Consider the following 25373-nt stretch of genomic DNA (forward strand, 5'->3'; position numbering starts at 1 on the left):
GTTACGGCGTGACCGTGATGTTGGTCAGGCCGTTGCCGCCGGTGACAGTGTTGCTGCTGTAGACGGTGGTCGGGCAGCTCGCGCTGTAGTTGGTGACGTTGATGGCGATCCGCTTGTCGCCCGTGGAGCCGGACAGATCCGAGGTGTTGTCACGGAACACGGTGCCGCAGCCCCAGCCGCTCTGCTGGGTGTGGGTCTCGTAGCCGTTGTTGGTCGTGCGGGTGCCCCTGTTGCCCTCGACCAGGACGTCATTGCCCTTCACGTCGACCCAGGAGTCGTCGTAGTTGGCGCCGGTCAGCCCGCTGCCGTCGAAGGTGTTGCCGATGATCTTCGCTCCGGTGGTGCCTTCCTTGATGTCGACGTTCTCGCCCCCGACGCCCGGCCCGATCGTGTTGTTCAGGATCTGCACCTGGTCGCTCCGGTCGGTGAGATCACCGGCCGTGCCGACGTAGACGCCTTCGCCCATACCGCGGCCGTCGTGCCCGGTGTCGTAGATCCGCGAGTTCTTGATGACGCCGTTCGCGCTGGACGTGCGGAAGTGCACGCCCTCCATGTCCAGGTCGTGCACGGTCACCGAGTCGATGACGACGCCGTGGGCGGCGTCGGCCATGATGCCCTTCTGGCCGCCGGTGACGGTGACGCCCTGGACGGTCCAGTAGGAGGCGCCGTTGAGGTGGAGGCCGTAGCCGCCGCCTGCGGTGAGGACCGCTGCGGCCGAGCCGGTGAGGGTGATCCTGGCGGAGGCGGTGCCGGGGACGGTCGCCTTGAAGTTGCCGGTGTACGTGCCGTCGGCGAGCCGGATCGTGTCGCCGGGGACCGCGGCGGCCAGGGCCGTCTTGAGCTGGGCGGCGGTGCTCACGTCGATGACCGTGGCGGCGTCGGCGGCGCCGGCGGAGACGAGAGCCAGGCCTCCGGTGGCGAGCGTCGTGGCCAGCAGGGCGGGGAGCAGCGTGCGGGTGCGCATGGGGGTGCCTTCCCGTCGAAAGGATGCGAGCCGTTCTTGTACATGAACGTGGGGCGTATGTCTGAACGTACTGCCCAGCGACGGTAAGGATGGGGCGTGCCCCTGTCAAGGTCTGGACCATTGTTCGCCGACCGTCGTCGCGCGGTGAACAGAGAGAAACGTGCGGGATACACGAGTAACTGACGAGCCGTAACACGCGCTTGCCAGGATCCCGGCAACGTCAAGATCTGAACGGGAGCCGGGACATGACGCACACTTCGAACACCTCGTCCGTGGCGACGGGCGCGAGCCGTCGCAGCTTTCTGCGCCAGGTCGGGATCACCGGTGGGGCGGGCGCGATGTTCGCGACCATGGGGGCCCTCGGCCTCGCCCCCACGGCCCAGGCCGCACAACGCGAACCCGCCTTCCATGCCCCCAGCAAGGGCGACTTCACGCTGACGGGGAAGGGGGCGGCCAAGGTCGTCGTCGTCGGCGGTGGGATCGCCGGACTCGCCGCCGCGTACGAGCTGGGCAAGGCCGGCTACGACTGTACGGTCCTGGAGGCGCGGAGCCGTACGGGCGGCCGCAACTTCACCGTACGCAACGGGGATTCCACCACCGATCTGTACGGCAACACGCAGACCGCACGGTTCAGCGATGGTCAGTACATGAACTGCGGCCCGGGCCGGATCCCGCAGTGGATGGTCACCCTCGACTACTGCCGCGAACTCGGTGTCCCCATCGAGATGTTCACCAACGTGAACGCCAACGCCTACATCTTCAACGAGAAGACCGGCATGAAGGCCCCGGTGCGCTACCGCACCGCCAAGGCCGATGTGTACGGCTACGTCGCCGAACTCCTCTCCAAGGCCACCGACAAGGGCGCCCTCGACCGTCAGATCACCGCCGAGGACCAGGAACGACTCCTCGAATTCCTCAAGGACTTCGGCGACATCGGCGACACCCTCGACTACACCGGTAGCCCCCGCCGCGGCTACCGCATCGACCCCGCCGCCGCCGGAACCCCCGGCGAGGAAATCGGCTCCGTGCCGTCCGCCTCCGAGGTCTTCGCCAGCGGCGTCGGACGCTACTTCTCCTTCGAGTTCGAGTACGACCAGGCCATGCTGATGTTCCAGCCGGTCGGCGGCATGGACCGGATACCCGCGGCGCTCACCCGGGCGATAGGTGAGCGCAGGATCCGTACCGGCGCCGCCGTCAGCAAGATCACCGACACGGCCCATGGTGTGACCGTCACGTACACCCAGGGCGGACGCACCCACACCGTCGAGGCGGACTACTGCATCGCCGCCCTGCCGCCCAACATCCTCGCCAAGACCGCCCACAACCTCGGCCCGGCCGTCCAGAGCGCCCTGGAGGCCTGCAAGCCGTCCTCGGCCGGCAAGATCGGGCTGGAGTACAAGAGCCGCTGGTGGGAGACCGACCACCAGATCTACGGCGGCATCACCGAGACCGACATGGACCTCTCCCACATCTGGTACCCGTCCTACGGTCACCAGGGCCGGCGCGGCACCATCATCGGCTACTACAACACCGGTTCCAACGCCGATGCGTACGCCGCTCTCACCCCGCGCGAGAGGGAGGCACGGGCCATCGCCCAGGGCGTGAAGATCCACGGCGACAAGTACCGTACGGAACTCGCCACGTCGTTCTCCCACCACTGGCGGCAGACCCCGTACCTGGAGGCCTCCTGGCACTCCCTGTCGGGAGGGCCCGACGCGCCGGCCTTCGCGCCGCTCAACCAGGCCGCCGGACGCGTCTACTTCGCCGGTGACTACCTGAGCTACGCGGATGCCTGGCAGCACGGCGCCTTCACCTCCGCACGGAAGGCGGTCACCGCACTGCACGCGCGGGTTCTGGCGTAACCACCCCCGTGAAGGGGCACAGGCAGGGAATGCCTGTGCCCCGGCGGGCGTTCTTCCCATCGAATACGAGGAGGAGCGGTAACCGTGCCTGATCCGCAGAGTTTGTACGAATGGGAGCCGAAGGGCCTGGCCGTCGTCGACATGGCGCTCGCGCAGGAGTCGGCCGGACTGGTCATGCTCTACCACTTCGAGGGATACATCGACGCGGGTGAGACGGGCGAGCAGATCGTGGACGGCCTGCTCGAATCGCTGCCGCACCAGGTCGTGGCCCGTTTCGACCACGACAGGCTCGTCGACTACCGCGCACGGCGCCCGCTGCTGACGTTCAAGCGCGACCGCTGGTCGGCGTACGAGACCCCGACGCTGGACGTCCGGGTGGTCCAGGACGCCACCGGGGCGCCTTTCCTGCTGCTGTCCGGGCCCGAGCCGGACGTGGAGTGGGAGAGGTTCGCCGCAGCCGTCGAGCAGATCGTCGAACGTCTGGGCGTCCGCCTCGCCGTCAACTTCCATGGCATCCCGATGGGCGTCCCGCACACCCGCCCGGTCGGCATCACCCCGCACGGCAACCGCACGGACCTGATGCCGGGCCACCGCAGCCCGTTCGACGAGGCGCAGGTCCCCGGCTCCGCCGAAGCCCTGGTGGAGTACCGGCTGATGCAGGCCGGGCATGACGTCCTCGGTGTCGCCGCCCATGTGCCGCACTACGTCGCCCGCTCCGCCTACCCGGACGCCGCGCTCACCGCGCTGGAGGCGATCACGGCCGCGACCGGACTGGTGCTGCCGAGCATCGCCCACTCGCTGCGCACGGAGGCGCACCGCACACAGACCGAGATCGATCGCCAGATCGACCAGGGCGACGAGGAGCTCGTCTCGCTCGTCGAGGGACTCGAGCACCAGTACGACGCGATCGCGGGCTCCGAGACGCGCGGCAACCTGGTCGCGGAATCGGTCGAGCTGCCGTCCGCCGACGAGATCGGCCTCGAATTCGAGCGGTTCCTCGCCGAGCGGGAGGGCGACGCCTGACGGACCGGCGCCTGCGATGCCGTGGGTGGCCGGTGGGTGCGCCGTGACCGGGCCATGACCGGCCGGGAGTCGCGCACTAGGCTGCCGAGCATGCTGAAAGTGGGCCTGACCGGCGGCATCGGCGCCGGCAAGAGCGAAGTGTCACGGCTGCTGGTGTCGTACGGGGCCGTGCTGATCGACGCCGACAGGATCGCGCGCGAGGTGGTCGAGCCCGGGACCCCCGGACTCGCGGCCGTCGTCGACGCGTTCGGCTCAGGGATCCTCACCGCCGACGGCACCCTGGACCGGCCGAAGCTCGGCTCGATCGTCTTCTCCGACGCCGACCGGCTCGCCACCCTCAATGCGATCGTCCACCCGCTGGTCGGTGCCCGCTCCGCCGAACTGGAGCGGGCCGCAGGCCCCGACTCGGTCGTCGTCCATGACGTCCCCCTTCTCACCGAGAACGGCCTCGCCCCCCACTACGACCTGGTCGTGGTCGTGGACGCCACCCCGGAGACCCAGCTCGACCGGCTTGTACGGCTGCGCGGAATGACGGAGTCCGAGGCCCGCGCCAGGATGGCCGCGCAGGCCACCCGCGAGCAGCGACGCGCCGTCGCCGATCTGATCATCGACAACGACGGGCCGCTCGAGGCGTTGGAGCCGCAGGTCCGCAAGGTCTGGGCGGAGCTGGCCCGACGGGCGGCCGCCGGCTGACCACCGGACCGGAATACCGGTACCCGGCCGGACGTTGGAAAGCCGGAAGCTATGGGAAGGATGCGAGCGTGCCCGAGAGGACCCCGGAAACCCACGTCATCGACTTCCGCGCGGCCGAACGCCTGCTGGCCGCGCGCGATCCACGGGGTGCGGTCAAGCTCCTGGACTCGGTGATCGCAGCCCATCCGGAGAACACGGCCGCCCGTCTGCTGCGAGCCCGCGCCTTCTTCGCCGCCGCCCAACTACGCCCCGCCGAACTCGAATTCGAACTCGTCCTGGAGCGCGAACCGGACAACGCGTTCGCACACTTCGCGCTGGCCCGCACCTTTCAGCGCTCCGGCCGCTCGGAAGCGGCCGTTCGCCACTTCCGGCTGGCCGCCGCCCTCGACCCGAACCCGGAGTACCTGCGGGCGGCCCGCTTCGACCCGGGCGCCTGACCGCCCCGGCCCGTCGCGCGTACCTGCGCCGGAACCGACGCGTACGCGGGCCGGAACCGGACCGAGGCGTCAGTGTCCGTACCGGCCGCGTCCGCCGTGGTCCGGTTCGTACGGGGGGACGTTGCGGCCCGGCTGGTAGTGCGGGCCCTGGTGGATGTGGTGGACGATCACCACGAGATCCACCAGTGTCAGCAGAAGCAGCAGTCCGCAGGCCACGGCCCAGCCCGGACGGTCGACCAGGGAGAAGGCCGTCAGGCCGAAAACGGCCCAGGCCATGCCCCACAGACTCAGGCACAGCCGCAGTCGCAAGGGGCTGCGTGCAGTCATCGGTTCGTTACCGGTACGCATGGCGATCGCCTCTCCTACCAGGATGGACCCACGGCTGCGGTTTTGAGGCACGTCGAGACAGATTGTGGGGGACCGTCCGTGAACGGCACACCATGGCGGAACAGCGCCGCCCGCAGGGCCCGGGTGCGAGGGTCGCTGCTGGGCGGTGCGATCGGTGACGCACTGGGCAACCCGGTGGAGTTCCTCTCGCTCGCCGGCATCCGCAGGGCGTACGGTGAAGACGGTGTCCGGGGACTCGTCGCGGACGCGGACGGGGCCGTCGGCCGGATCACCGACGACACGCAGATGACCCTGTTCACCGCCGAAGGGCTGATCAGGGCGCACTCCCGGGCGATGTCGAAGGGCATAGGCGGCGCCGAGACCGCCCTCGTACGGAACGCCTACCTGCGCTGGCTCGACACCCAGAACCACCCCGCGCCACCGGCCCGTGGTGGGGACGACCCGGTACGGACCGGGTGGCTGCGGCAGCAGCGCTTCCTGTACGCGCGCCGGGCCCCCGGCAACGCCTGCCTGACCGGGCTCGCGGCCGAGCACATCCCCGACCCCACGGGTCCGCTCGGCCGGCCCGGGCCGGTCAACACCGGGTCCAAGGGATGCGGCACGGTGATGCGGTCCGCGCCCTTCGGGCTGATCGGTGAGGGAGCGGAGACCGGCTTCGGGCTGGCGTACCGGTGCGCGCAGATCACCCACGGGCACCTGACCGGTGCGTACGCGGCCGGTGCGTTCGCCGCGATCATCGCCCATCTGATGGAGGGCGACTCGATGGCGGGCGCCGTGCTCCGGGCCATGGAGCTGCTGGCCCGCCACCCGGGACACGAGGAGACGACGGTGGCGCTGCGCGCGGCCGTCGACCTGGCCGCGCAGGGCGCGCCGACCGCCGAGACGGTGGAGTCACTGGGCGCGGGCTGGGTGGCCGAGGAGGCCCTCGCTATTGCCGTCTACTGCGCTCTGGTGCTGCCGGGCGCCGATCAGGTGGCTCGGGCGCTGCTGCTCTCGGTCAACCACTCGGGCGACAGCGACTCCACCGGTTCGATCTGCGGGAATCTGCTCGGCGCCCGCCACGCAGACGTGCAACTACCGCCGTCCTGGCTGGTGCTGACGGAGGGGCGGGCAGTGATCGCCGAGCTGGCCGACGATCTGTGTCTGGAGTTCGAGCACGCGGTGGAGTGGCCGCAGGAGCGCTATCCGGTGTGCTGACAGATCTTTCCCGGGACCGCCCCGCCGATACCGGGAACGGTGCCCAACGGCCGTTCGTTCGGCTGTACATGAGCGGATCAGTGGTGCGTGAAGGGTATTCGGGGACGGGGCCCGGCTCGATCACGCCGGACGGCTGCGCGGTCGAGCTGTACGTGCGGCTGTCCGCCGGGGCCGAACCGGACGTGATCGAGGCGGCGGTGCCCGCCGGTGCGAGCATTCTGGAGCTCGGCTGCGGGGCGGGCCGGGTGACCCATCCGCTGGTCGCACGCGGCTTCGAGGTGACGGCCGTGGACGAGTCGGCCCAGATGCTGGAACACATTCGGGGCGCGCGCACGGTGCGGAGCCCCATCGAGTCGCTCGAGCTCGGCGACGAGACGTTCGACGTGGTGATGCTGGCGTCGTTCCTGGTGCACACGAGCGAGCACCGGGTGCGCGACGCCATGCTGCGGACCTGCCGGAGATACGTCAGGGACGGCGGCGTCGTACTCCTTCAGCGCGAGGGCGCCGACTACCACACCGAGCTGCCGCGGGAGCGGGTCGATCCGGCTGGATACACCGTGCGGATCGTCTCGGCGGACCCCGTCGGCGACGGGGTGAACTCGGTGCACGCGGAGTACATCTTCGACGATGCGCGATGGACCCAGACGTTCCTGTCCCGGGAGCTGACGAAGGAACAGTTCGAGGGACACCTGGAGACGGCGGGACTCGCCGTCGACCGCTACCTGACGGACGACGGGGTGTGGGTACGGGCCGTGCCCAGGTAGTCGTCGGGCGACCGGAACCGAGAAGATCGGCCGTCCGGGATGCGATGAGTTCCGGACCGCTGTGGGGTCTTTCCTTGCGTACGCAACACCACGCGACGCCTCCCGAGGAGACCCAGATGTCCGAGACCATGACGAACACCGCCACCGGGGCGACCGCGGCACGCAGCCGTGGTGCGGTCGTGCTCACCGTCGCACGGGTCGTGCTCGCACTGTTCTTCGCGTTCAGTGCATTCGCCAAGCTGATCGCCCATGAGTCCGCGATCGAGACCTTCGACCGGATGGGCTGGAGCCATGGCGCGATGTACCTCATCGGGGCCCTGGAGATGGCGGGCGCCGTCGCCCTGCTGGTGCCCCTGCTCGCCGGGGTGGCGGCGATGGCTTTCGTCGGGCTGCTGGCCGGAGCGTCCATCGTCCAGCTCACGCTGCTCGACCCGGTGAACGCGATCATGCCGGCGCTGCTCATCGTGCTGGTCGTCCTGATCGCCCGGGACCGGCAGGACGGTACGGCACAGCTGATCGCGCTCGTGCGTCGGCGCGCCCGGTGACATCGGCGGGGCGTGCGCCCCGCGCCCGTCAGTGGACCGTGCTGAAGCTGCGCCAGGGGAGAGCGCTCGGAGGATTGACATCGGCGAGCGTCGTGGCGACATACGTCGTCCCCGGACCCGTGCAGTCGGGCGTGCGGTACAGGATGATGTCGATCATGGTCCCGTTCAGCACTTCCTTGGCGCCCGCCGGAGCGAGCTGGTGGCAACCCTTCACCGAGGGGCTGTTCACCATGATCACGGCGTCCCGCTCGGTGACGTAGGTGACCGGCCCGACCGCGGTGCGGCCGAGGCCGGAACAGCCCGCGACGGTGACGGTCAGGAGCGCGGTCCCGGCGGCGATGCCGAAACGGCGGCGTCGGTGATCGATCACAGGCATGGGCGGGTCCTCGTCTGTCTCGTCCGGCTCATCTACACAGTCACGCTGCCCGTTACCGGCCGCCCCGGCATCCCGTGCGCGGCCTGCCGGGTGACCGTGGAGCGGACCCGTGTTCGCCCGGTGTTCATATGGGGCATACCGTGGTAATAGCGGTAAGAAGCGCATGTATCCGGCTGGCAGGGGGCCGTCATGGTCCAAGAACTGGTGGTCGCCCTGGTGGCGGCGACGTCCGTGGGTGTGGTCTACGTGGTGGCGGCTGCGAAGATCGTCAAGCAGTACGAACGGGGCGTCGTGCTGAGGCTGGGCAGGCTGCGCAACGATGTGCGCGGACCGGGATTCACCATGGTGCTTCCCGGTGTCGAGCGGCTGCGCAAGGTCAACATGCAGATCGTGACGATGCCGGTGCCCGCACAGGACGGCATCACACGGGACAACGTGACGGTGCGGGTGGACGCGGTCATCTACTTCAAGGTGGTCGACGCGGCCAGTGCGGTCGTGGAGGTGGAGGACTACCGGTTCGCTGTGTGTCAGATGGCGCAGACATCCTTGCGCTCGATCATCGGCAAGAGCGATTTGGATGATCTGCTGTCCAACCGGGAGAAGCTGAACCAGGGGCTGGAGCTCATGATCGACAGTCCGGCCGTGGGGTGGGGCGTCCAGATCGACCGGGTGGAGATCAAGGACGTATCGCTGCCGGAGACGATGAAACGCTCGATGGCGCGTCAGGCCGAGGCCGACCGGGAGCGGCGCGCGCGTGTCATCAACGCGGACGCTGAGCTCCAGGCGTCGAAGAAGCTGGCCGAAGCGGCGAAGGAGATGTCCTCCCAGCCGGCCGCGCTCCAGCTGCGACTGCTGCAGACCGTGGTCGCGGTCGCTGCGGAGAAGAACTCCACGCTGGTGCTGCCGTTCCCGGTGGAGCTGCTCCGCTTCCTGGAGCGGGCGCAGCAGCCCGCATCGACGGAGCAGCAAGCGCAGCTTCAGCCTCAGCAACAGCAGCCTCAGCAAGAACAGTCGCTGCAGCCTCAGCCCGAGCAACAGAAGTCGCAGCAACCGCAACAGCAGCCGCCCGTGACGCCTGCGCCCGCCCCTGCGCCCGCCCCCTCCGGGCCCGCGCGGGTCACTCGCTCCAAGCCGCTGGCCAGGCACTGACCTGCGCGAATACCGGTGCGAGACCGGTTGTCGGACCCCCCGCCTAGACTCGCAGAGACAGAGAGATCGAGAGGATCGGACGATCAAGGGCGGGACGGGAGGGGAGCGATGACCTCGGCAGCGTACGTACAGCAACAGACGCAGGACGCGGCAACTGCCCGCCTCCTGCGTTGTGCTGCCGTCTTCCTGCCCGCTCCACTGCCGAGAGAGGGACGCGTCGCCTTCTGGGACCCGGACGGCGGGCCGCTGCCGGCGATCGTCGGCGCCCAGGAACGGACCGCGGCCGAGACCACCGAGATCACGGTGGTGCGACGCCATGGACAGCAGGACGACGTCCGCCGGCGGACGGTACCCGCCGTGCTGCTGCCCGTCGCCGATGCCGTGCCCCTGCTGGCCCGCGCCCGGCAGCAGCAGTCCGCCCACCCGGCCGCGCGCTGCTGGGGCGCGGCCGCACTCCATGCGCTCAACCTGGTGGCGCGCGGCAGGCTGGTCCCCGGCCTGACGGCCGACGACCACGACGCCTGGCGGGCCGGACCGCGCGACGCCGAGGACATCGCCCATCTGCGGGCGGTCGCCGCCGCCATGCCGCCCGAGGCCTACGCCGTTCCGCTACCGGACCGCACACCGCTCCGGCTCCCCGACCCCGAGTCGCTGCTCGGCGCCTTCCTCGACGCGGTCGCCGACACCCTGCCCCGGACGCCCGCCGCGGCATACGCGACGGGTGCCCCCTTCGCGGCCCGCGAGGCCCAGCATCTGCCCCGGGCCCGCGACTGGGCCGTCGAGGTCGCGGCCGGTCTGGACGCGGGGGTGCGGGTGTCGCTCCGCCTCGACCTCTCGGCGTACGAACTCTTCGACACCGCCGACACCTACCGCAACCCCGACGCCGGGGACGCGGCCGACGAAACCGCTGCCGGCACCGACGGGCCCGAGGCCTCCGGCAGCTCCGCGGACGTCCGCCCGGGCGCCGCCCGGCACGCCGCCGCGGCGATCACGCAGGTGCACAGCCTGGCCGACCCGACGTACGTCATCGACGCCGCCACACTGTGGAACGGCGGCGGAGGAGAGCCGTTCGGTCCCCGGGCCAGGATCGACGCCGTGCTCGCGCTGCGTCGTGCCGCCCGCGTCTGGGCGCCGTTGGACCGGCTGCTGGACCAGCCGGTCCCCGATGTGCTCGCACTGACCGAGGACGAGTTGTACGAGCTGCTGAGCGACGCCGGGGCGCGGTTGGCGCAGGCCGGGGTGAGCGTCCACTGGCCGCGCGAACTCGTCCGTTCGCTGACCGCCGCCGCCGTGGTCCGGCCCGCACCCGGCTCGGCCACCGACGGCACCTCGTTCTTCGACGCCGAGCAGCTCTTCGCCTTCAACTGGCAGTTGTCCCTCGGCGACGAACAGCTCACCGAGCGGGAGATGGACATCCTCGCGGAGGCCCACCGGCCGGTGGTGCGCCTGCGGGACCAGTGGGTCGTCGTCGACCCCGCGCTCGTACGGAAGGCGCGCAAGCGGGAGCTCGGGCTGCTCGACCCGGTGGACGCCCTCGCCGTCGTGCTCACCGGCAGCGCGGAGGTGGACGGCCAGCAGGTCGAGGCGGTGCCGGCCGGTGCCCTCGCCGAGCTCCGTACCCGCATCCTCGCCGACGACACGGCCATCGCGCCGCCCCCCGGGCTCGACGCCACGCTCCGCGACTACCAACTGCGCGGCCTGGCCTGGCTGGACCGCATGACATCGCTGGGCCTCGGCGGCTGCCTCGCCGACGACATGGGACTCGGCAAGACCATCACGGTCATCGCCCTCCATCTGCACCGCGCGCACCCGGCACCCACCCTGGTGATCTGCCCCGCCTCCCTCCTCGGCAACTGGCACCGTGAGATCAACCGCTTCGCCCCCGGTGTCCCCGTGCGCCGCTTCCACGGCACCGGCCGCACGCTCGACGACCCCGACGGCGGCTTCGTCCTCACCACGTACGGCACGATGCGCTCCAGCGCGACCCAACTCGCCGCCCACAGTTGGGGACTTGTCGTCGCCGACGAGGCGCAGCATGTGAAGAATCCGCACTCCTCCACGGCGAAGGCGCTCCGCACCATCCCGGCGCCGGCCAGGATCGCCCTCACCGGCACCCCCGTGGAGAACAACCTCTCCGAGCTCTGGGCCCTGCTCGACTGGACCACCCCCGGACTGCTCGGCCCGCTCAAGGCGTTCCGCGCCCGGCACGCCCGGATCGTCGAGAACACCGGCACCGCGGCAGGACTCGGTAACGACGACGCGGTCGAGCGCCTTTCCCGGCTGGTCAGGCCGTTCCTCCTGCGCCGCAAGAAGTCCGACCCGGGCATCGCCCCGGAGCTGCCGCCCAAGACGCAGACCGACCACCCCGTCTTCCTCACCCGCGAACAGGCCACGCTCTACGAGGCGGCGGTGCGCGAGACCATGGCGTTCATCGAAGCCTCGGAGGGAATCGCCCGCCGCGGTCTGATCATGAAGCTGCTGGCCTCGCTCAAGCAGATCTGCAACCACCCGGCGCAGTATCTGAAGGAGGAACCGACCCGCCTCGTCGGCCGCTCCGGCAAGCTCGCCCTGCTCGACGAGCTGCTCGACACGATCCTCGCCGAGGACGGCTCCGTGCTGATCTTCACCCAGTACGTGACGATGGCCCGCATCCTCTCCGCGCACCTCGCCTCGCGCGCCGTCCCCTCCCAGCTCCTGCACGGCGGTACGCCGGTGGCCGAGCGGGAACGGATGGTGGACCGCTTCCAGTCCGGCGAGGTACCCGTCTTCCTGCTCTCCCTCAAGGCCGCCGGCACCGGGCTGAACCTCACCCGCGCCGCCCACGTGATCCACTACGACCGCTGGTGGAACCCCGCCGTCGAGGAACAGGCCACGGACCGTGCGTACCGCATCGGGCAGACACAGCCCGTCCAGGTGCACCGGCTGATCGCGGAAGGCACCGTCGAGGACCGGATCGGCGAGATGCTGGCGGCCAAGCAGGCCCTGGCCGACGCGGTCCTCGGCACCGGAGAGACCGCGCTGACCGAACTCAGCGACCGCGACCTCGCCGATCTCGTCTCGCTCCGGAGGCCCTCATGAGCCCCCGCTCCCAGCCCTCGTCCCCGTCGTACGTCAGGGCCCGCCCCGGCCCCGACGACCTGCGGCGCACCTTCGAGGCGGTTCCGCCCCGCACGTCCCACGGAGACGAACCGTTCGCGGACACCTGGTGGGGGCGGTCCTGGGTGGCGGCGCTGGAGTCCCTGTCGATGGACGAGGGCCGGCTCGCCCGCGGCCGTACCTACGCCGACAGCGGCCATGTCGCCGCGATCACCGTCACCCCCGGACGCGTCGTCGCCTACGTCCAGGGCAGCCGCCCCCGTCCGTACCGTGCCGAGCTGCGGCTTCGCCCTCTCACCGACACCGGCTGGGACACCTTCCTCGACGCCGTCGCCGCCCGCCCCGACCATCTCGCCGCGCTGCTCGCCAAGGAGATGCCGCACACCCTCGTCGACACGGCGGCCGAGACGGGCACCGGGCTGCTCCCGGCCGCGAACGACCTCGACCCGAGCTGCTCCTGTCCCGACCACGGCTGGCCCTGCAAGCACGTCGCCGCCCTCTGCTACCAGATGGCCCGCCTGCTGGACACCGACCCGTTCGTCCTCCTGCTGCTGCGCGGCCGCGGTGAGCGCGAACTCGTCGAGGAGCTGGGCCGGCGCAGCGCGGCGCACGGTGCCCGGGAACGCCCCACGGCCCCCACCGCTCCTTCCGTACCGGCGCGCGAAGCCCTGGCCGACCGCTTCCTCCCGCCGCTGCCCGCCCCGCTCCCGGCGCCGTCGCAGCCCGGCCAGCCACCTTCGTACCCGCAGCTGCCCGGCGCCCGCGACCCGCTCTCCCTCGACCACCTCGCCACGGACGCGGCCGCCCGCGCGCACGCCCTCCTCACCACCGGCCAGGACCCCCTCTCCGGGCTCACACCCTGGCAGGACGCCGTCCGGCTGGCCGCGGCCCGCCCCACCGCCGGACTCACCGCCACCACCCGCGCCCTCTACCGGGAACTGGCCTTCGCCACCGGCCGTACCACCACCGACCTGGCCCGCGCCGTCGCCGCCTGGCGCCAGGGCGGCGCCGAGGGCCTGGAGGTCCTGGAAACACCGTGGGACCCCCCGGCCGGCCCCTTCGACCGGGCCCGCCCCGCCCTCGCGGCTGCCGACTTCCCCCGTTTCCAGCCCTGGCGCAACCACCTCACCCACCCCGTCGGCACATTCCAGCTCCGCTTCGGCCACGACGGCCGCTGGTACGGCTATGAATCGGACCGGGACAAGGACGACTGGTGGCCCCGTGCCATGCCGGATGTGGACCCGGTGGGCGCACTCACGGCGCTGCTCGGCCGCTGACCGTATCGGTCCTCGACCCCGGCTGTCGCTCCGCAGATGCCCGGGGGCCGTTCACCCCGGAAAGCAGCCGGCGTGCAGGTGGGCGGCGGCCCGCGGGGCCGGCTCGGGTCTCGTCAGAAGTCGGCCGTCGTGCGCTCTTCCAGCCGGGCCACCGAGTCCTGGGCGTACGCGTTCTCGTACGCGTTGCGGATCCGCTCGATCTGCGCGTCGCGCAGGCGTGCCTCGGTCGCCGGGTAGAGCAGGATCAGTTCGTAGCTGCGCTCCCGCTCGATCTCCCCGTGGGAGTCCCGCCACTGACCGCGGCCGTCCTGGATGGTCAGGCCCCTCGGGAAGCGCGGGGTGACCTCCTCGTCGACGAAGGCCAGGAACTGCTGGTCCGTCACATCGGGGCCGCCGTCCGGGCGTTCCGTACCGAAGAACAGCCTGGTCTCGACATAGGCCTTGCCGCGGGCGGCGACGCCCGATGGAGCGGACTGCGAGGCGGTGGGCGAACCGTTGCCCAGTGTGGCGTAGGCGACGGGTGTGCCCACGGCCAGTACGGCGAGGACGGCGGCCGCCGTGGTCAGCGCGGTGTGCTGCTTCAGGCGGCGCCGGCTGTCACCGGCGTCAGCGCCGTCGTTGCAGCGGTGGCCGGCCGAGTGGGGGAGGAGCGGCAACGGAGGGGCCTTTCGGAGGGGGCGGCGCGGACTGTGCGCGGCTCACTGTGGCAAGCGGCCCCCGCCGGAGAGCAGCGGGACATGGGCATCGGGTGGAAACCACCCGTACCGGTGAAGGCAGGTGTGTGAGGGGCGGAGTACCGCCGCAAAAACCCTTCGTACGGGGCGGATCGGCGGTGCTAACTTCCTCGACGTGGCGAAACTCAATCAGATCATCGCAGTGGAGAAAGGCGTCAAGTCCAAGGCTCACCAGGACCTGACGGCGGCGCATCACGGCCTCCAGAAGGCCGGGCTGCTGGCCGGGATCTCCCGGACCTATCAGCCGAAGGACGAAGAGGGTGAGCAGCTTCCGCCGGAGTCGACACTGGTGCAGATCAAGGCCGAGGACGTGCTGCGGGACACCGCGGCGACGCTGACCCGGCTTTTCGATGTGACCGCCACGAAGGACTGGGCGAACTGTGCGGCCCGCGCGGATGTGAAGGTCGACGGCCGGGTGCTCGTCGCCGATGTCCCGGTGTCGTATCTGCTCTTCCTGGAGAAGCAACTGACGGACATCAACACGTTCGTGCGCAAGCTGCCGGTGCTCGACGCCGCCGAAGCGTGGACGCAGGACCCGTCGACGGACTCCTGGAAGACCGAGCCGGTCCGGACGCTGCGTACGAAGAAGGTGCCCCGCAACCATGTGAAGGCGGAGGCCACCGAGAAGCACCCGGCGCAGGTCGAGGTGTACTACGAGGACATTCCGATCGGTTACTGGACGACCGTGAAGTTCTCCGGGGCTCTTCCCGCGCGGCGTATCAATGAACTCCTGGACCGGGTGGAGAAGCTCCAGCAGGCCGTGAAGTTCGCCCGCGAGGAGGCCAACGGCGTGGAGGTCACCGACCAGCGGGTGGGTGATGCGGTATTCGGCTACCTCTTCGGGTAGCCGACCATGGATTCCCCGGCCACATTGTCACGGCCGGGGTGCGCGAGGAGCGCAAGCTGAAACTGAAGCTTGTCGTGACGACGCGGTTCCAGTGGAGGTTCGAGTCCTCCCCCCGGCATTCGGGCCGCACCGATTCGGTCGGTGCGGCCACACGGGCCGGGGTGGCCCAAATGGCAGAGGCAGACCGCGATCAATCTCAGACTCTTGCTCCAGACTCAGCATTCGCCGCCGATCGCCGGATCAAACGGGCTCGGGCCCATGCGCGTCGAGATGTTGGTTCGACTCCAACCCGCGGAGCTTCGATCTGCGGTCGTCTAAAGGAAGGACGCGGCGACATTACGACTGACCCGGGCTCTTAAAAGTGCCGGCGTGCCGAATGGGCGGCATCAATCAGGGCCCGGGGGCCGGCTACGCCCCCGGGTCCGCTCCCGTTTCCGGCCCCTGCCGCGTGTCGCCGGTGAGCGATACCCCGCGTCCGGCGAAGAATCCTTCGAAGTCCGTCAGGGGCAGTTCCGCGGCCCGAGTCGTGGCCGTCGTGCCCGACGGGTTGTGGAAGTGGACGCCGTTGCCGTCCGGTGAACGGGACGTCACCAGCACCAGATGCCCGCCCCGGCCCGGAGCAGGCAGCTCCGGATGCCGGATCCCGTAGTGCACCGACGCCATCACCGTCCGCCCCTCGTCCAGCAGGGCCATGATCTCGTCCGTCGACAGGTGGCGGTGGACGGTGGCTTCGAGGCCGTGCGCCTCCCGCACGTACTCCGCGAAGGGTGCGTAGACCAGGCCCCGGATCGCCCCCTCCGCATCCTCCGTGTACGCGCCGTACTTGAGCGCCCCGTCACGCAGGGCGAACAGCGGCGGAGCGCCGGCGCCGAGCGCCATACGCAGACAGGTCACACCGCACAGGTGACCTGCCCAGCGCGCGTACTCGGCGGGTGAGTCCGCCCCGGAGTCCGCCCAGCCCGGGTCGTCGGCCGGATCGAGTCCGCCCTCGACGATCGCGCCGACGAGCCCGGGCGAGGCGAACTGCGTATGGACGGGCAGCCGGCAGGCGGGGCAGGTCACTGACGGTATCCGTTCAGGAAGCGGCCGATGCGGCTGATCGCCGCGTCGAGATCGTCAGCGTACGGGAGGGTCAGGATCCGGAAGTGGTCGGGACGCGGCCAGTTGAAGCCGGTGCCCTGCACCACCTGGATCTTCTCGCGCAGCAGCAGATCGAGGACGAACTTCTCGTCGTCGACGATGTTGTGCACCTTCGGATCGATGCGCGGGAACGCGTACAGCGCCCCCTTCGGCTTCACGCACGACACCCCAGGGATCTCGTTCAGCTTCTCCCAGGCCCGGTTGCGCTGTTCGTACAGCCTGCCGCCCGGCGCCACCAGCTCGCGGATGGACTGCCGGCCGCCGAGCGCGGCCTGAATGGCGTACTGGGCGGGCGCGTTCGGGCACAGCCGCATGGAGGCGAGCATGGTCAGGCCCTCCAGATAGTTGCCGGCGTGCTGCTGCGGACCCGACACCACCATCCAGCCGGAGCGGAACCCTGCCACCCGGTACGTCTTGGACAGACCGCTGAAGGTGAGGCAGACCAGGTCGGGGGCGAGGACCGCCACACTGTGGTGCTCGGCGTCGTCGTACAGGATCTGGTCGTAGATCTCGTCGGCGAGGACCAGCAGACCGTGCCGGCGCGCCAGGTCGAGGATGCCTTCGAGGATCTCGCGCGGATAGACGGCGCCGGTCGGGTTGTTCGGGTTGATGATCACGACGGCCTTGGTGCGGTCGGTGATCTTCGATGCCATGTCGGCGAGGTCCGGGTTCCAGTCCGACGCCTCGTCGCAGGTGTAGTGCACGGCCTTGCCGCCCGCCAGGGTGACCACCGCGGTCCACAGCGGATAGTCGGGCGACGGGATCAGCACCTCGTCGCCGTCCTCCAGCAGGGCCTGTACGGACATGGAGATCAGCTCGGACACCCCGTTGCCGAGGAAGATGTCGTCCACCCCGACATCGGCCAGGCCCATTGCCTGGTAGCGCTGCGCCACCGCGCGGCGGGCGGAGAGGATGCCGCGCGAATCGCTGTAGCCGTGGGCCTGCGGGAGCATCCGGATCATGTCCTGGACGATCTCCTCCGGCGCCTCGAAGCCGAAGAGCGCGGGGTTGCCCGTGTTGAGACGGAGCACGCTGTGGCCCGCCTCCTCCAGGGCGTTGGCGTGCTCGATGACCGGGCCCCGGATCTCGTAACAGACCTCGTTGAGCTTGCTGGACTGCCGGAATTCCATGCGGTGGCCTCCCCGACCTGATTGCGTACTTGGTTTTACCAAGCTCGGGCTTGGAAAGTCCAACAACATGTCTAGACTGCGTCGCATGCCACGTCAGCAGCAGCCGCCCGCACGCTCCGCGCGCCGCCGAAGTTACGACCAGTTCTGCGCCACCGCCCGGGCCCTCGACGCCGTCGGAGACCGGTGGACCCTGCTGATAGTCCGTGAACTGCTGGCCGGACCGCGCCGCTACACCGATCTGCACGCCGACCTTCCCGGCGTCAGTACGGACGTCCTCGCCTCACGCCTCAAGGACATGGAACAGAGCGGCCTGGCCACCCGCCGGCGGCTGCCGCCGCCCGCCGCCGCCTCGGTGTACGAACTGACCGAGCGCGGCCACGGGTTGCTGCCGGTCCTCGCCGCGCTCGCCGAGTGGGGCGCGCCCGCGATCGGCGAACGGCGGCCGACCGATGCGGTGCGGGCCCACTGGTTCGCGCTTCCGCTGTTGCGGGTGCTGGACGGGCCGGCTCACGAAGGAGTCGTCGAAGTCCACCTCGATGAGGGCGAGTTCCACGTGCGGGTGGGTGGGCCCGCCGACGGTGCGGGGGTGTACGGGGACGGACCCGCCGCTCACGCCGACGCCCGGATCATGCTCGACGTCGAGGTCTGTCTCGCGCTCGGGCGGGGCGAGTGCACGCTCGCCGAGGCCGTGAAGGACGGACGCGTCGAGGTCGTGGGCGAGGGGCCGCTGGCCGGAGAGCTTCGGGGCGAATGACCATCATGCGACTGTCGTATGACCGTCGTGTCCGGATGATTCCGCGTGTCAACTCCCGGGTAGCGTGGGGGCATTTGGGATGTCCTTGACGTCGAGGCGGAGAGGGTTCGCATGAGAATAGGCAGACAACAGGAACGGCGGGAACGGCAGGACCAGCACGGGCAACAGGTGCGATTCGGCAAGGCCTTGGTCGGCGGTGGCTGTGTGGCCGCCCTCGGCTTCGGACCCTCGGCGGCCATGGCCGCGCCCGGCAGCGGGGTGAGCGGCACGGTGGTCGCGAAGGGCACGTCGACCGGGAAGCTGAAGGTCAAGACGCCGAAGGGCCGGACAGATGTGACCTTCCGGACGATCACCGTGGAACCCGGCGGCTCCACCGGCTGGCACACCCACAGCGGTCAGGTGATCGCCGTCGTCCAGTCGGGGACGCTGACCCGCATACTGGACGACTGCTCGGTCGAGGTGATGGCCGCGGGCACGTCGTTCATCGAGCCGGCCGGCGCCCACCGCCCCCACATCGGACGTAACCTGGGCACCGAGTCGGTCGTGCTCTGGGTGACCTATCTGCTGCCCGAGGGCAGTGCACTCTCCGACGACGCCGATGCGGTGGACTGCGGCGCGAAGAAGTGACGTGGCGCGAGAGGCTCGCCCACCGCCGTCGCCGGCCGTCGGTCGGCGAGCGTCTCCCCGTACGTCTCCGGAACCGGGGCGGCTGCGCGCGCTCGGCGCCCACCGCTCCGGAACCCGGGCGGAACCCAGGGGCCCTCGCCCGAGGAACGGCGGAGCAACGCGACATCGACATCGTCCGGTCCGTGCCCGACGACCGCTTCGCCGCCTGAGTCGCCGCCGCCGACGAACCCGACGAGCGAGCACCCCGTCGGCGGGACGGCCGGCGCCGACGCACGGGCGCCGGGAGCGATGATGGACGGGTGCGACTTGAACCGATCACCTGGGAACGGCTGGCCGAAGCGTTTGCCGCGCATGCCGACGGACTGAGGCCGGCCGACGGCGGGCCGTGGCTCAAGGTCGCTGTCGACGGCGCTCCGGCCGCCCGCACCGGGGAGCTGGCGGAGCGTGTCGCCGAGGCGCTGCGGATCCGCGGCCGTGCGGTGTTCGTCGTGTCCACCCAGGGGTTCCTGCGCCCGGCGAGCCTGCGGTACGAGTACGGCAAGGAGGACCCCGACTCGTACTTCGACAGCTGGTTCGACACGGGTGCGCTCTGGCGCGAGGTCTTCGGGCCGCTGGAGGCGGGTGGCAGCGGGCGCGTGCTGCCCGATCTGTGGGACCCGGCGACGGACCGGGCCACCCGCAGTCCCTACCAGCGGCTCCCGGAGGGCGGTGTGCTGGTGGTGCATGGGCCGTTGCTGCTCGGGCACTGGTTCCCGTTCGACGCGAGCGTCCACCTGCGGCTCTCGCCGGGTGCGTTGCGGCGGCGTACCGAGGAGAGCGAGCGGTGGACCCTGCCCGCCTTCGCGCGGTACGAGGACGAGGCGGCGCCCGCCGGGCGCGCGGACGCGGTCGTCCGGGCCGACGATCCGCTCCACCCGGCCTGGACCGGTCTGCCCCAGGAGAGTTAGAGGCCGGCCCGTCGGAAAAGGCCTCGAGGTCACATACCGGGGCGGCCCCCGACCGTCGTGACCGCCTCGGCCCCCGACCGGCAGCCCGCCGCCGCGGCCGTGGCATCGTCCGCCCCGGCCAGCCGCGCCGCAAGGAACCCTCCGGTGAAGGCGTCGCCGGCCCCCGTCGAGTCCACCGCTCCTCGCACCGGGACGGCCGGAATGCGCCCGGTCACCGTCCCTCCGGCGGCCAGCAGGGCTCCCTCCTCGCCCAGGGTGACGACGACCTTCGGAACCAGAAGGCTCAACTTGGCCGCGGCATCGGCTGTTTCGGGGAGGCCGGTGAGCAGCCGGGCCTCGTCCGCGTTCGGCAGCAGCAGCTCCGTCCCCTCCACGGCCGTCAGGAACGGGCCGACGCCGAGCTCGGCGAGGAAGCCCGCGGAGGCGGGGTCCACGCTCGCCGGGATGGACCGCCGCCGGGCCTCCCGCAGGGCGAGCAGGGCCGTGGCGCGACTCGTGGCGGCGAAGAGGAGGTAACCGGAGACATGAAGATGTGCGATGCCGTCGAGCATCGAAGGCGACCAGTTGTCGGGGGACAGACGCAGTACGGCGCCGCTGTCGGTGAGGAAGGTGCGCTCGGCGGCGGAGTCGACGAGCGCGACGACGGTGGCGGTCGGCGCCTCGTCGTCCACGGCCAGCAGCGGACGTACCCCCGCCCGGCGCAGCACGTCCTCGTGCCAGGCGGCGGAGTCGGCGCCCACCCGTGCCAGCAGCCTTACGTCCCGGCAGCCCGAACGCACCGCCCAGCAGGCGACATTGGCACCGGCCCCACCCGGCAGCGTGCTGATCCGGGCCACCGTGTCCGTGCCGTGCACGAGAGGCCCCCCGTGCCGCGCCACCACATCCGTGACCACGTCCCCGACGACGAGAAGACCGCCGTCGGTCATTGCGCGGCCGCCGCCTTCGGCCCGGCTGTTGCGTGTCCCGCCGCGGACCGGGCAACCGCGATCCGCGCAGCAAGGGATACATTTCCGCGCACGGCCGCCAGGTTGGCCTCCAGTGAGGCCCCTCCGGTGTGCTGCATCAGGTGGTCCAGCAGGAACGGCGTGACGGCCTGCCCCACGATGCCGCGCTCCCGGCACGCGTCCAGCGCCTGGGCCAGCACCCGGTCGTGCAGGGCGGGATCCAGCTGATCCTCCTGCGGCACGGGGTTGGCGACGATCAGCGCCGTGCCGGGGCCGCCCAGGGTCTCCCTGGCCCGGATCACCTCCACGACCTCCTCCGGCGCACGCACCGTCCAGTCGACGGGTTCGCCCGAACTGCTCAGATAGAAGCCGGGGAAGTGCTCCGTGCCGTAGCCGAGCACCCCGACCCCGAGCGTCTCCAGGCGCTGCAGCGTGGCCGGGACGTCCAGGATCGACTTCACGCCGGCGCACACCACCGTGATGTCGGTGCGGGCGAGCAGCCGGAGATCCGCGGACTCGTCCTGGGTCGCGGTCCAGTCCCGGTGTACGCCGCCGAGGCCGCCGGTCGCGAAGACGCGCAGGCCCGCGCGGGCCGCGAGGAACGCGGTCGCGGACACGGTCGTCGCCCCGCTCGCACCGGCCGCCAGCGCCGGCGCCAGGTCGCGGTGCCCGAGCTTCCGCATCGCCGGATCCTCGGCAACCCTTTCCAACTGATCCTTGTCCAGGCCGATATGGGCCCGTCCGTCCAGTACGGCGATGGTCGCGGGAACGGCACCAGCGGATCGCACGAGCTCCTCCAGCTCTTCCGCGACCCGTCGATTCCGGGGGCGCGGCAGTCCGTGCGCGATGATCGTCGACTCCAGGGCCACGGCGGGGCGGTGCGCGGCGAGGGCTTCCTGTACCTCGGCGGAGAGGACCGGTACGTACGGGTGGGCGCTGTCCGGCGCGTTCAGTGACATGTCCACATCCCTGTCGCGGCCGGACTTCCCTCAAACGTGACCCGGGACCCGAACAGCCGCTGGACCGTGTGGCACGAGCCGGACCGGTCCGGCTCCATCCGGCCGGTCCTGATCGCGAGACGTCCGGCGGCGGTCGCTAGGGTGACCGGCCATGACCACATTTGATCAAGCGCCCGCCTCCTTCGCCGTGCACATCCCCGACGCCGAGCTCGAACCGGAGCCGCTCGACCCCGCGCAGATCGTGTCGGGCGAGCCCGTGGTGACCGGCAAGGTGCTGTGGGAGTCCGCCGACGGCAAGCAGGTGCGGGGCATCTGGCAGATCACGCCGGGCGTGGTCACCGACACCGAGGCCGACGAACTGTTCGTGGTCGTCAGCGGGCGCGCGACCGTCGCGGTCGAAAACGGCGCGACACTGCAGATCGGTCCCGGTGACGCCTGCGTCCTGCGCGAGGGCGACCGTACGACCTGGACCGTGCACGAGACGCTGCGCAAGGCGTACCACATCAGCCTCTGAGGACCCGGGGTCTGTCGCTGCCCTGGCCGGGGCTGCCTTGCTCTGCGGACCTGGCCCCGCGATGTCCGTCCTGTGGATCCCGCCCGGTCAGGCGGTGGCGGGCCGGGTCAGCGCGCGGCGCAGCGCCAGTGCCGCCATCGGCAGCAACAGGCACGCGCCGACCGCGTTCAGCCAGCCGTAGCTCGCCTGGGAGACGATCACCCCGGCGACCGCACCGCCGATGCCCGCCGCCGTGTTCATGGTCAGGTCCGACAGGCCCTGCACGGCGGCGCGGGCGGGCTGCGGTACGGAGTCGGTGAGGAGCGCCGAACCGGCGACCAACCCCGCCGACCAGCCGAGACCGAGCACGAACAGGCCGACGGCCGTCCGGCCGTGGCTGGGGCCGGCGGTGCCGGCCAGCAGCGCGGCGCACGACAGCAGCCCGGCCGCCAGTCCGATCACGGTGAGCCGTCCGAACCTGTCGGCGAGCCAGCCCATCACCGGCGAGAACGCGTACATACCCGCGATATGACCGCTGATGACCAGGCCGATCAGCTCGAGGTCCGCACCGTGGTGGCCCAGGTGGACCGGGGTCATCACCATGATCGAGACCATCGCGGTGTGCGACACGGCGACCGTCAGCAGCGCCAGCCGGGCCATCGGCGAGGCCCGCACCGCCGCCAGACCCGCACGCAGCGAACGGCCGGCTGCGGACCGGCTGTCCTGCGGCGCCAGCGCACGTGCGGTGAGCAGCGGATCGGGCCGCAGCAGCACCCCGACCACCACTGCGGCGAGCAGGAAGATGGCCGCAGCCATGAGGAACGGTCCGGCCGTCTCGGATATGGATGTGCCACGGAAGACATGGCCCGCCGGAGCCGCGATGTTCGGCCCGAGGACCGAACCGATCGTGGTGGCCCAGATGACGGTGGAGATCGCCCGTCCTCGGCGGTCCGGCTCGGCCAGATCGGCGGCGGCGAACCGGGCCTGCAGATTGGCCGACGAACCGGCACCGAACCCGGCCATGCCGAGCAGCAGCAACGGGAAACTGCCCACGACGGTGGCCAGGACCACCAGGGTGGCGCCGAGCGCACCGATCAGATAAGCCAGTACGAGGCCGGGGCGCCGGCCCCGCGAGGTCATCAGCGCGGCCAGCGGCAGCGACAGTAGCGCCGTACCGGTCACCGACGCCGTCGGGGCGAGACCGGACAGCGCCTCCGAGCCGCTCACCTCCGTCGCCAGTACGGGAGCCAGGGCGATACCGATGGGCACGCCGAGCCCGCCGAGTATCTGGCTGGCGATGAGCACCGCCGACGTTCGGCGCCGCAGGGCGGGGAGTTCCGCCGCGGTGACGGGACGGCCGTGCCCGGCGGGGGTGTCAGGTGCGTCGAGGGCGTTGGTCACTGACAGAGTGTGCCAGCTCGCATGCAGGTGCGAAAACGGTCCGGGGGCGGCTGTGGCGAGCGGCCTCAGAACAGCGGCTGCGGCAGGACCCCCTCCAGCGCCAGCAGCTGCCGCTTGGTCTCCAGGCCGCCTCCGAAGCCGCCGAGCCCGCCGTCGCTCTCCACCACCCGGTGGCACGGAACCACCACCGGCAGCGGATTGGACCCCATGGCCGCCCCGACCGCCTGGGCCGCTCCCGGCTGGCCCACACGCCTGGCGAGATCCCCGTACCCGACGACCGTTCCGTACGGCACACCCGCCGCGAGCTCGCGGAGCACCTGACGGTTGAAGCCGGACGTCAGCGACCAGTCCAACGGGAGGGAGAACTCCCGCAACGAACCCGTGAAGTACTCCGCGAGCTGGCGTATCGGCTCGGTGAGGCGGGCGGAGCCAGGTGTCTCGACCGGCTCCGCACCGAGCCGGGCCCGCAGCTGTCCGACCGCCCCGTCCCGCACCGCGGGGCCGGCGTGGAAGACGACGCTCACCAGCCCCGCGCCCGTCGCGGCGAGCAGCAGCGGCCCGATGTCGCTGCCGACGACGGCCCACTCGACATTCCCACCGGTGCCACCGCCGGCATCCCCGTTGCTGTTCATGGAAACCACCGTACGGCCGACCACTGACAGCGGGGGAGGAGATGTTCCGGCCGGCCGTCAGTCGGTGGCCCTGCGCACCACGTCAGGAGTGTTGGTGATGATCCCGTCGACGTGGAACCCGTCCACCTTCCTGGCGGTGGCCGCGTCGTCGACCGTCCATGTGTTGACCCGGAGCTTCCTGCCGTGCGCACCCTTCAGTGCGTGCGCGGCCGCCACATAGCGGGTGCTGATCGACGCGTACGACGGGTTGATCTGGTCGGTGAACGCCGCGTACGCCTTCAGCTCGGCAACCGCGGGGGTGCCGAGGAAACCGGTGGTGACGTCCGGACGCTGCTGGTGCACCTTCTTGATGCTGCTCGCGCTGAAGCTCTGGATCACCAGCCGGTACCTGACGTGACCGGGGTCCAGCCACCCCTTCTGGCGCAGCACCTGCAGCGTCTCCTTCTCGATGCCCGGGTAGATCTGCGGGCTCTTGATCTCCAGCAGCAGGTTCTGGTCGTTGCGCTCGATCCGGTCCAGGTATTGCTTGAGCGTGGGGATCCGGGTCCCGGCGTACCTGGCGCCGAACCAGCTGCCCGCGTCCAGCCGGGCGATCTCCGCGGCCGTGAAGTCCTTGACCGCCCACGGTGCGCGCTTCGGGAAGACCTTCTCGACGTTGGTGGTCCGCTTCAGGTCGGGGTCGTGGATGACGACCAGCACTCCGTCCTTGGTGCGCTGGACGTCGTTCTCCACCCAGTCGAAGCCGAGGTGGTTGGCCCGGTCGACAGCGGCCAGGGTGTTCTCCGGCGCGTACGCGGATGCGCCCCGGTGGGCGAGGACGACCGGGGCACCGGGCGTCGGAATGGCCCGCGTGTTCACGACGGTCCGGATGACTTTCTCCGTGCTTGTGCGCGTACCCGCAGCCGTGTCCGTTCCGGAGTCCGTGGTCTGCGAGTGGGGGATCAGCAGCAGCGCGCCGGCGCCCAGCAGGGCGGCGGTGGCGAGGGAGGCGGTAGCGGTGCGTGCGTACACGTGTACTCCTTGCGTCAGAGTTC

At 70.8% G+C, this 25373-nt stretch carries 26 protein-coding genes and 1 pseudogene; 16 read left to right on the plus strand and 11 right to left on the minus strand.

The window, feature by feature from the left end; all coding sequences use genetic code 11:
• Position 1: 1 nt before the first annotated feature.
• Complete coding sequence (locus OHB49_RS31315) at positions 2-964, minus strand: right-handed parallel beta-helix repeat-containing protein (RefSeq protein WP_329164297.1); 963 nt, start codon at positions 962-964, stop codon at positions 2-4.
• Positions 965-1302: 338 nt separating this feature from the next.
• On the opposite strand from OHB49_RS31315, the gene OHB49_RS31320 reads away from it, so the two are divergent.
• The 4 genes from OHB49_RS31320 to OHB49_RS31335 all read left to right on the plus strand — a co-directional run bounded on the left by OHB49_RS31320 (position 1303) and on the right by OHB49_RS31335 (position 4979).
• Complete coding sequence (locus tag OHB49_RS31320; RefSeq protein WP_329166683.1) at positions 1303-2826, plus strand: flavin monoamine oxidase family protein; 1524 nt, start codon at positions 1303-1305, stop codon at positions 2824-2826.
• 84 nt (positions 2827-2910) lie between these two features.
• Positions 2911-3849, plus strand: coding sequence for a PAC2 family protein (locus tag OHB49_RS31325; protein ID WP_030974765.1), 939 nt, complete (start codon positions 2911-2913; stop codon positions 3847-3849).
• 90 nt (positions 3850-3939) lie between these two features.
• Entirely contained in the window at positions 3940-4542 is a 603-nt protein-coding gene (gene coaE / locus OHB49_RS31330; protein WP_329164298.1) for a dephospho-CoA kinase, read from the plus strand.
• A gap of 68 nt (positions 4543-4610) precedes the next feature.
• Positions 4611-4979, plus strand: coding sequence for a tetratricopeptide repeat protein (locus tag OHB49_RS31335; protein ID WP_030919659.1), 369 nt, complete (start codon positions 4611-4613; stop codon positions 4977-4979).
• 69 nt (positions 4980-5048) lie between these two features.
• Here OHB49_RS31335 and OHB49_RS31340 read toward each other — a convergent pair whose 3' ends face one another.
• A complete protein-coding gene (locus tag OHB49_RS31340; RefSeq protein ID WP_329164301.1) occupies positions 5049-5327 on the minus strand; it encodes a DUF6343 family protein in 279 nt (92 codons plus the stop codon).
• Between the two features lie 78 nt (positions 5328-5405).
• Here OHB49_RS31340 and OHB49_RS31345 point away from each other — a divergent pair, with 78 nt between their 5' ends.
• From OHB49_RS31345 to OHB49_RS31355, 3 genes are all read left to right on the plus strand, one after another.
• Positions 5406-6524, plus strand: a complete 1119-nt coding sequence (locus OHB49_RS31345; protein ID WP_329164302.1) for an ADP-ribosylglycohydrolase family protein — start codon at positions 5406-5408, stop codon at positions 6522-6524.
• Between the two features lie 68 nt (positions 6525-6592).
• Positions 6593-7288 carry a class I SAM-dependent methyltransferase gene (locus tag OHB49_RS31350; protein WP_329164303.1) on the plus strand — a complete coding sequence of 232 codons (696 nt, stop codon included), beginning with the start codon at positions 6593-6595 and terminating at the stop codon, positions 7286-7288.
• A 116-nt stretch (positions 7289-7404) separates the two neighbouring features.
• Positions 7405-7833 (plus strand): DoxX family protein, encoded by a 429-nt coding sequence (locus OHB49_RS31355; RefSeq protein ID WP_329164305.1) that lies wholly within the window; start codon positions 7405-7407, stop codon positions 7831-7833.
• Positions 7834-7861: 28 nt separating this feature from the next.
• Here the strand turns inward: OHB49_RS31355 and OHB49_RS31360 are convergent, their stop codons facing one another.
• The gene (locus OHB49_RS31360; protein WP_030974754.1) at positions 7862-8209 is read right to left on the minus strand and encodes a hypothetical protein; all 348 of its coding nucleotides are present in this window, start codon (positions 8207-8209) and stop codon (positions 7862-7864) included.
• 189 nt (positions 8210-8398) lie between these two features.
• On the opposite strand from OHB49_RS31360, the gene OHB49_RS31365 reads away from it, so the two are divergent.
• From OHB49_RS31365 to OHB49_RS31375, 3 genes are all read left to right on the plus strand, one after another.
• The gene (locus OHB49_RS31365) at positions 8399-9358 is read left to right on the plus strand and encodes a slipin family protein (protein ID WP_329164309.1); all 960 of its coding nucleotides are present in this window, start codon (positions 8399-8401) and stop codon (positions 9356-9358) included.
• Between the two features lie 108 nt (positions 9359-9466).
• Entirely contained in the window at positions 9467-12436 is a 2970-nt protein-coding gene (locus tag OHB49_RS31370; RefSeq protein ID WP_329164310.1) for a DEAD/DEAH box helicase, read from the plus strand.
• Positions 12433-13731, plus strand: a complete 1299-nt coding sequence (locus tag OHB49_RS31375) for an SWIM zinc finger family protein (protein WP_329164312.1) — start codon at positions 12433-12435, stop codon at positions 13729-13731. The genes OHB49_RS31370 and OHB49_RS31375 overlap by 4 nt, the downstream gene beginning before the upstream one ends.
• Before the next feature lie 113 nt (positions 13732-13844).
• Here OHB49_RS31375 and OHB49_RS31380 read toward each other — a convergent pair whose 3' ends face one another.
• The gene (locus OHB49_RS31380) at positions 13845-14387 is read right to left on the minus strand and encodes a DUF3574 domain-containing protein (RefSeq protein WP_443079584.1); all 543 of its coding nucleotides are present in this window, start codon (positions 14385-14387) and stop codon (positions 13845-13847) included.
• Between the two features lie 193 nt (positions 14388-14580).
• Between OHB49_RS31380 and OHB49_RS31385 the strand changes: the two genes are divergently transcribed.
• Together OHB49_RS31385 and OHB49_RS31390 are read left to right on the plus strand one after the other, a co-directional pair.
• Positions 14581-15312, plus strand: coding sequence for a DUF7873 family protein (locus OHB49_RS31385; RefSeq protein WP_329164314.1), 732 nt, complete (start codon positions 14581-14583; stop codon positions 15310-15312).
• Positions 15313-15344: 32 nt separating this feature from the next.
• Positions 15345-15430: pseudogene (locus OHB49_RS31390) on the plus strand.
• A 290-nt stretch (positions 15431-15720) separates the two neighbouring features.
• Here OHB49_RS31390 and OHB49_RS31395 read toward each other — a convergent pair.
• Complete coding sequence (locus OHB49_RS31395; protein WP_329164315.1) at positions 15721-16374, minus strand: C39 family peptidase; 654 nt, start codon at positions 16372-16374, stop codon at positions 15721-15723.
• Positions 16371-17582, minus strand: a complete 1212-nt coding sequence (locus OHB49_RS31400; protein WP_030974746.1) for a pyridoxal phosphate-dependent aminotransferase — start codon at positions 17580-17582, stop codon at positions 16371-16373. The genes OHB49_RS31395 and OHB49_RS31400 overlap by 4 nt, the downstream gene beginning before the upstream one ends.
• A gap of 85 nt (positions 17583-17667) precedes the next feature.
• On the opposite strand from OHB49_RS31400, the gene OHB49_RS31405 reads away from it, so the two are divergent.
• The 3 genes from OHB49_RS31405 to OHB49_RS31415 all read left to right on the plus strand — a co-directional run bounded on the left by OHB49_RS31405 (position 17668) and on the right by OHB49_RS31415 (position 19910).
• A complete protein-coding gene (locus tag OHB49_RS31405) occupies positions 17668-18336 on the plus strand; it encodes a winged helix-turn-helix transcriptional regulator (RefSeq protein ID WP_329164316.1) in 669 nt (222 codons plus the stop codon).
• 111 nt (positions 18337-18447) lie between these two features.
• Positions 18448-18963 (plus strand): cupin domain-containing protein, encoded by a 516-nt coding sequence (locus tag OHB49_RS31410; RefSeq protein ID WP_052189838.1) that lies wholly within the window; start codon positions 18448-18450, stop codon positions 18961-18963.
• A 299-nt stretch (positions 18964-19262) separates the two neighbouring features.
• On the plus strand, positions 19263-19910 hold the full coding sequence (locus OHB49_RS31415) for a uridine kinase (protein WP_329164317.1): 648 nt from the start codon (positions 19263-19265) through the stop codon (positions 19908-19910).
• A 29-nt stretch (positions 19911-19939) separates the two neighbouring features.
• On the opposite strand, the gene OHB49_RS31420 is transcribed toward OHB49_RS31415, so the two are convergent.
• Together OHB49_RS31420 and OHB49_RS31425 are read right to left on the minus strand one after the other, a co-directional pair.
• Complete coding sequence (locus OHB49_RS31420) at positions 19940-20836, minus strand: carbohydrate kinase family protein (RefSeq protein ID WP_030974741.1); 897 nt, start codon at positions 20834-20836, stop codon at positions 19940-19942.
• Complete coding sequence (locus OHB49_RS31425) at positions 20833-21813, minus strand: pseudouridine-5'-phosphate glycosidase (RefSeq protein ID WP_329164320.1); 981 nt, start codon at positions 21811-21813, stop codon at positions 20833-20835. Before OHB49_RS31425 ends, OHB49_RS31420 begins: the two co-directional genes overlap by 4 nt.
• Before the next feature lie 151 nt (positions 21814-21964).
• On the opposite strand from OHB49_RS31425, the gene OHB49_RS31430 reads away from it, so the two are divergent.
• Complete coding sequence (locus OHB49_RS31430; protein WP_030974737.1) at positions 21965-22327, plus strand: cupin domain-containing protein; 363 nt, start codon at positions 21965-21967, stop codon at positions 22325-22327.
• A gap of 87 nt (positions 22328-22414) precedes the next feature.
• On the opposite strand, the gene OHB49_RS31435 is transcribed toward OHB49_RS31430, so the two are convergent.
• The 3 genes from OHB49_RS31435 to OHB49_RS31445 form a co-directional block, all read right to left on the minus strand.
• Entirely contained in the window at positions 22415-23707 is a 1293-nt protein-coding gene (locus OHB49_RS31435; protein ID WP_030974736.1) for an MFS transporter, read from the minus strand.
• Between the two features lie 65 nt (positions 23708-23772).
• Entirely contained in the window at positions 23773-24339 is a 567-nt protein-coding gene (locus OHB49_RS31440) for a methylated-DNA--[protein]-cysteine S-methyltransferase (protein WP_329164321.1), read from the minus strand.
• A 57-nt stretch (positions 24340-24396) separates the two neighbouring features.
• Positions 24397-25350 carry a glycerophosphodiester phosphodiesterase gene (locus tag OHB49_RS31445; RefSeq protein ID WP_329164322.1) on the minus strand — a complete coding sequence of 318 codons (954 nt, stop codon included), beginning with the start codon at positions 25348-25350 and terminating at the stop codon, positions 24397-24399.
• Between the last annotated feature and the right edge of the window lie 23 nt (positions 25351-25373).

The sequence above is a fragment of the Streptomyces sp. NBC_01717 genome (genome assembly GCF_036248255.1).
Classification (GTDB): Bacteria; Actinomycetota; Actinomycetes; order Streptomycetales; family Streptomycetaceae; genus Streptomyces.

What these genes read in the sequence shown, in the direction of transcription:
- OHB49_RS31315 (WP_329164297.1), bottom strand. Translation starts at nt 964, where the DNA reads ATGCGCACCCGCACGCTGCTCCCCGCCCTGCTGGCCACGACGCTCGCC.
- OHB49_RS31320 (WP_329166683.1), top strand. Translation starts at nt 1,303, where the DNA reads ATGTTCGCGACCATGGGGGCCCTCGGCCTCGCCCCCACGGCCCAGGCC.
- coaE (WP_329164298.1), top strand. Translation starts at nt 3,940, where the DNA reads ATGCTGAAAGTGGGCCTGACCGGCGGCATCGGCGCCGGCAAGAGCGAA.
- OHB49_RS31340 (WP_329164301.1), bottom strand. Translation starts at nt 5,327, where the DNA reads ATGCGTACCGGTAACGAACCGATGACTGCACGCAGCCCCTTGCGACTG.
- OHB49_RS31350 (WP_329164303.1), top strand. Translation starts at nt 6,593, where the DNA reads ATGAGCGGATCAGTGGTGCGTGAAGGGTATTCGGGGACGGGGCCCGGC.
- OHB49_RS31355 (WP_329164305.1), top strand. Translation starts at nt 7,405, where the DNA reads ATGTCCGAGACCATGACGAACACCGCCACCGGGGCGACCGCGGCACGC.
- OHB49_RS31360 (WP_030974754.1), bottom strand. Translation starts at nt 8,209, where the DNA reads ATGCCTGTGATCGATCACCGACGCCGCCGTTTCGGCATCGCCGCCGGG.
- OHB49_RS31365 (WP_329164309.1), top strand. Translation starts at nt 8,399, where the DNA reads ATGGTCCAAGAACTGGTGGTCGCCCTGGTGGCGGCGACGTCCGTGGGT.
- OHB49_RS31370 (WP_329164310.1), top strand. Translation starts at nt 9,467, where the DNA reads ATGACCTCGGCAGCGTACGTACAGCAACAGACGCAGGACGCGGCAACT.
- OHB49_RS31375 (WP_329164312.1), top strand. Translation starts at nt 12,433, where the DNA reads ATGAGCCCCCGCTCCCAGCCCTCGTCCCCGTCGTACGTCAGGGCCCGC.
- OHB49_RS31400 (WP_030974746.1), bottom strand. Translation starts at nt 17,582, where the DNA reads ATGGAATTCCGGCAGTCCAGCAAGCTCAACGAGGTCTGTTACGAGATC.
- OHB49_RS31405 (WP_329164316.1), top strand. Translation starts at nt 17,668, where the DNA reads ATGCCACGTCAGCAGCAGCCGCCCGCACGCTCCGCGCGCCGCCGAAGT.
- OHB49_RS31410 (WP_052189838.1), top strand. Translation starts at nt 18,448, where the DNA reads ATGAGAATAGGCAGACAACAGGAACGGCGGGAACGGCAGGACCAGCAC.
- OHB49_RS31420 (WP_030974741.1), bottom strand. Translation starts at nt 20,836, where the DNA reads ATGACCGACGGCGGTCTTCTCGTCGTCGGGGACGTGGTCACGGATGTG.
- OHB49_RS31425 (WP_329164320.1), bottom strand. Translation starts at nt 21,813, where the DNA reads ATGTCACTGAACGCGCCGGACAGCGCCCACCCGTACGTACCGGTCCTC.
- OHB49_RS31430 (WP_030974737.1), top strand. Translation starts at nt 21,965, where the DNA reads ATGACCACATTTGATCAAGCGCCCGCCTCCTTCGCCGTGCACATCCCC.
- OHB49_RS31440 (WP_329164321.1), bottom strand. Translation starts at nt 24,339, where the DNA reads ATGAACAGCAACGGGGATGCCGGCGGTGGCACCGGTGGGAATGTCGAG.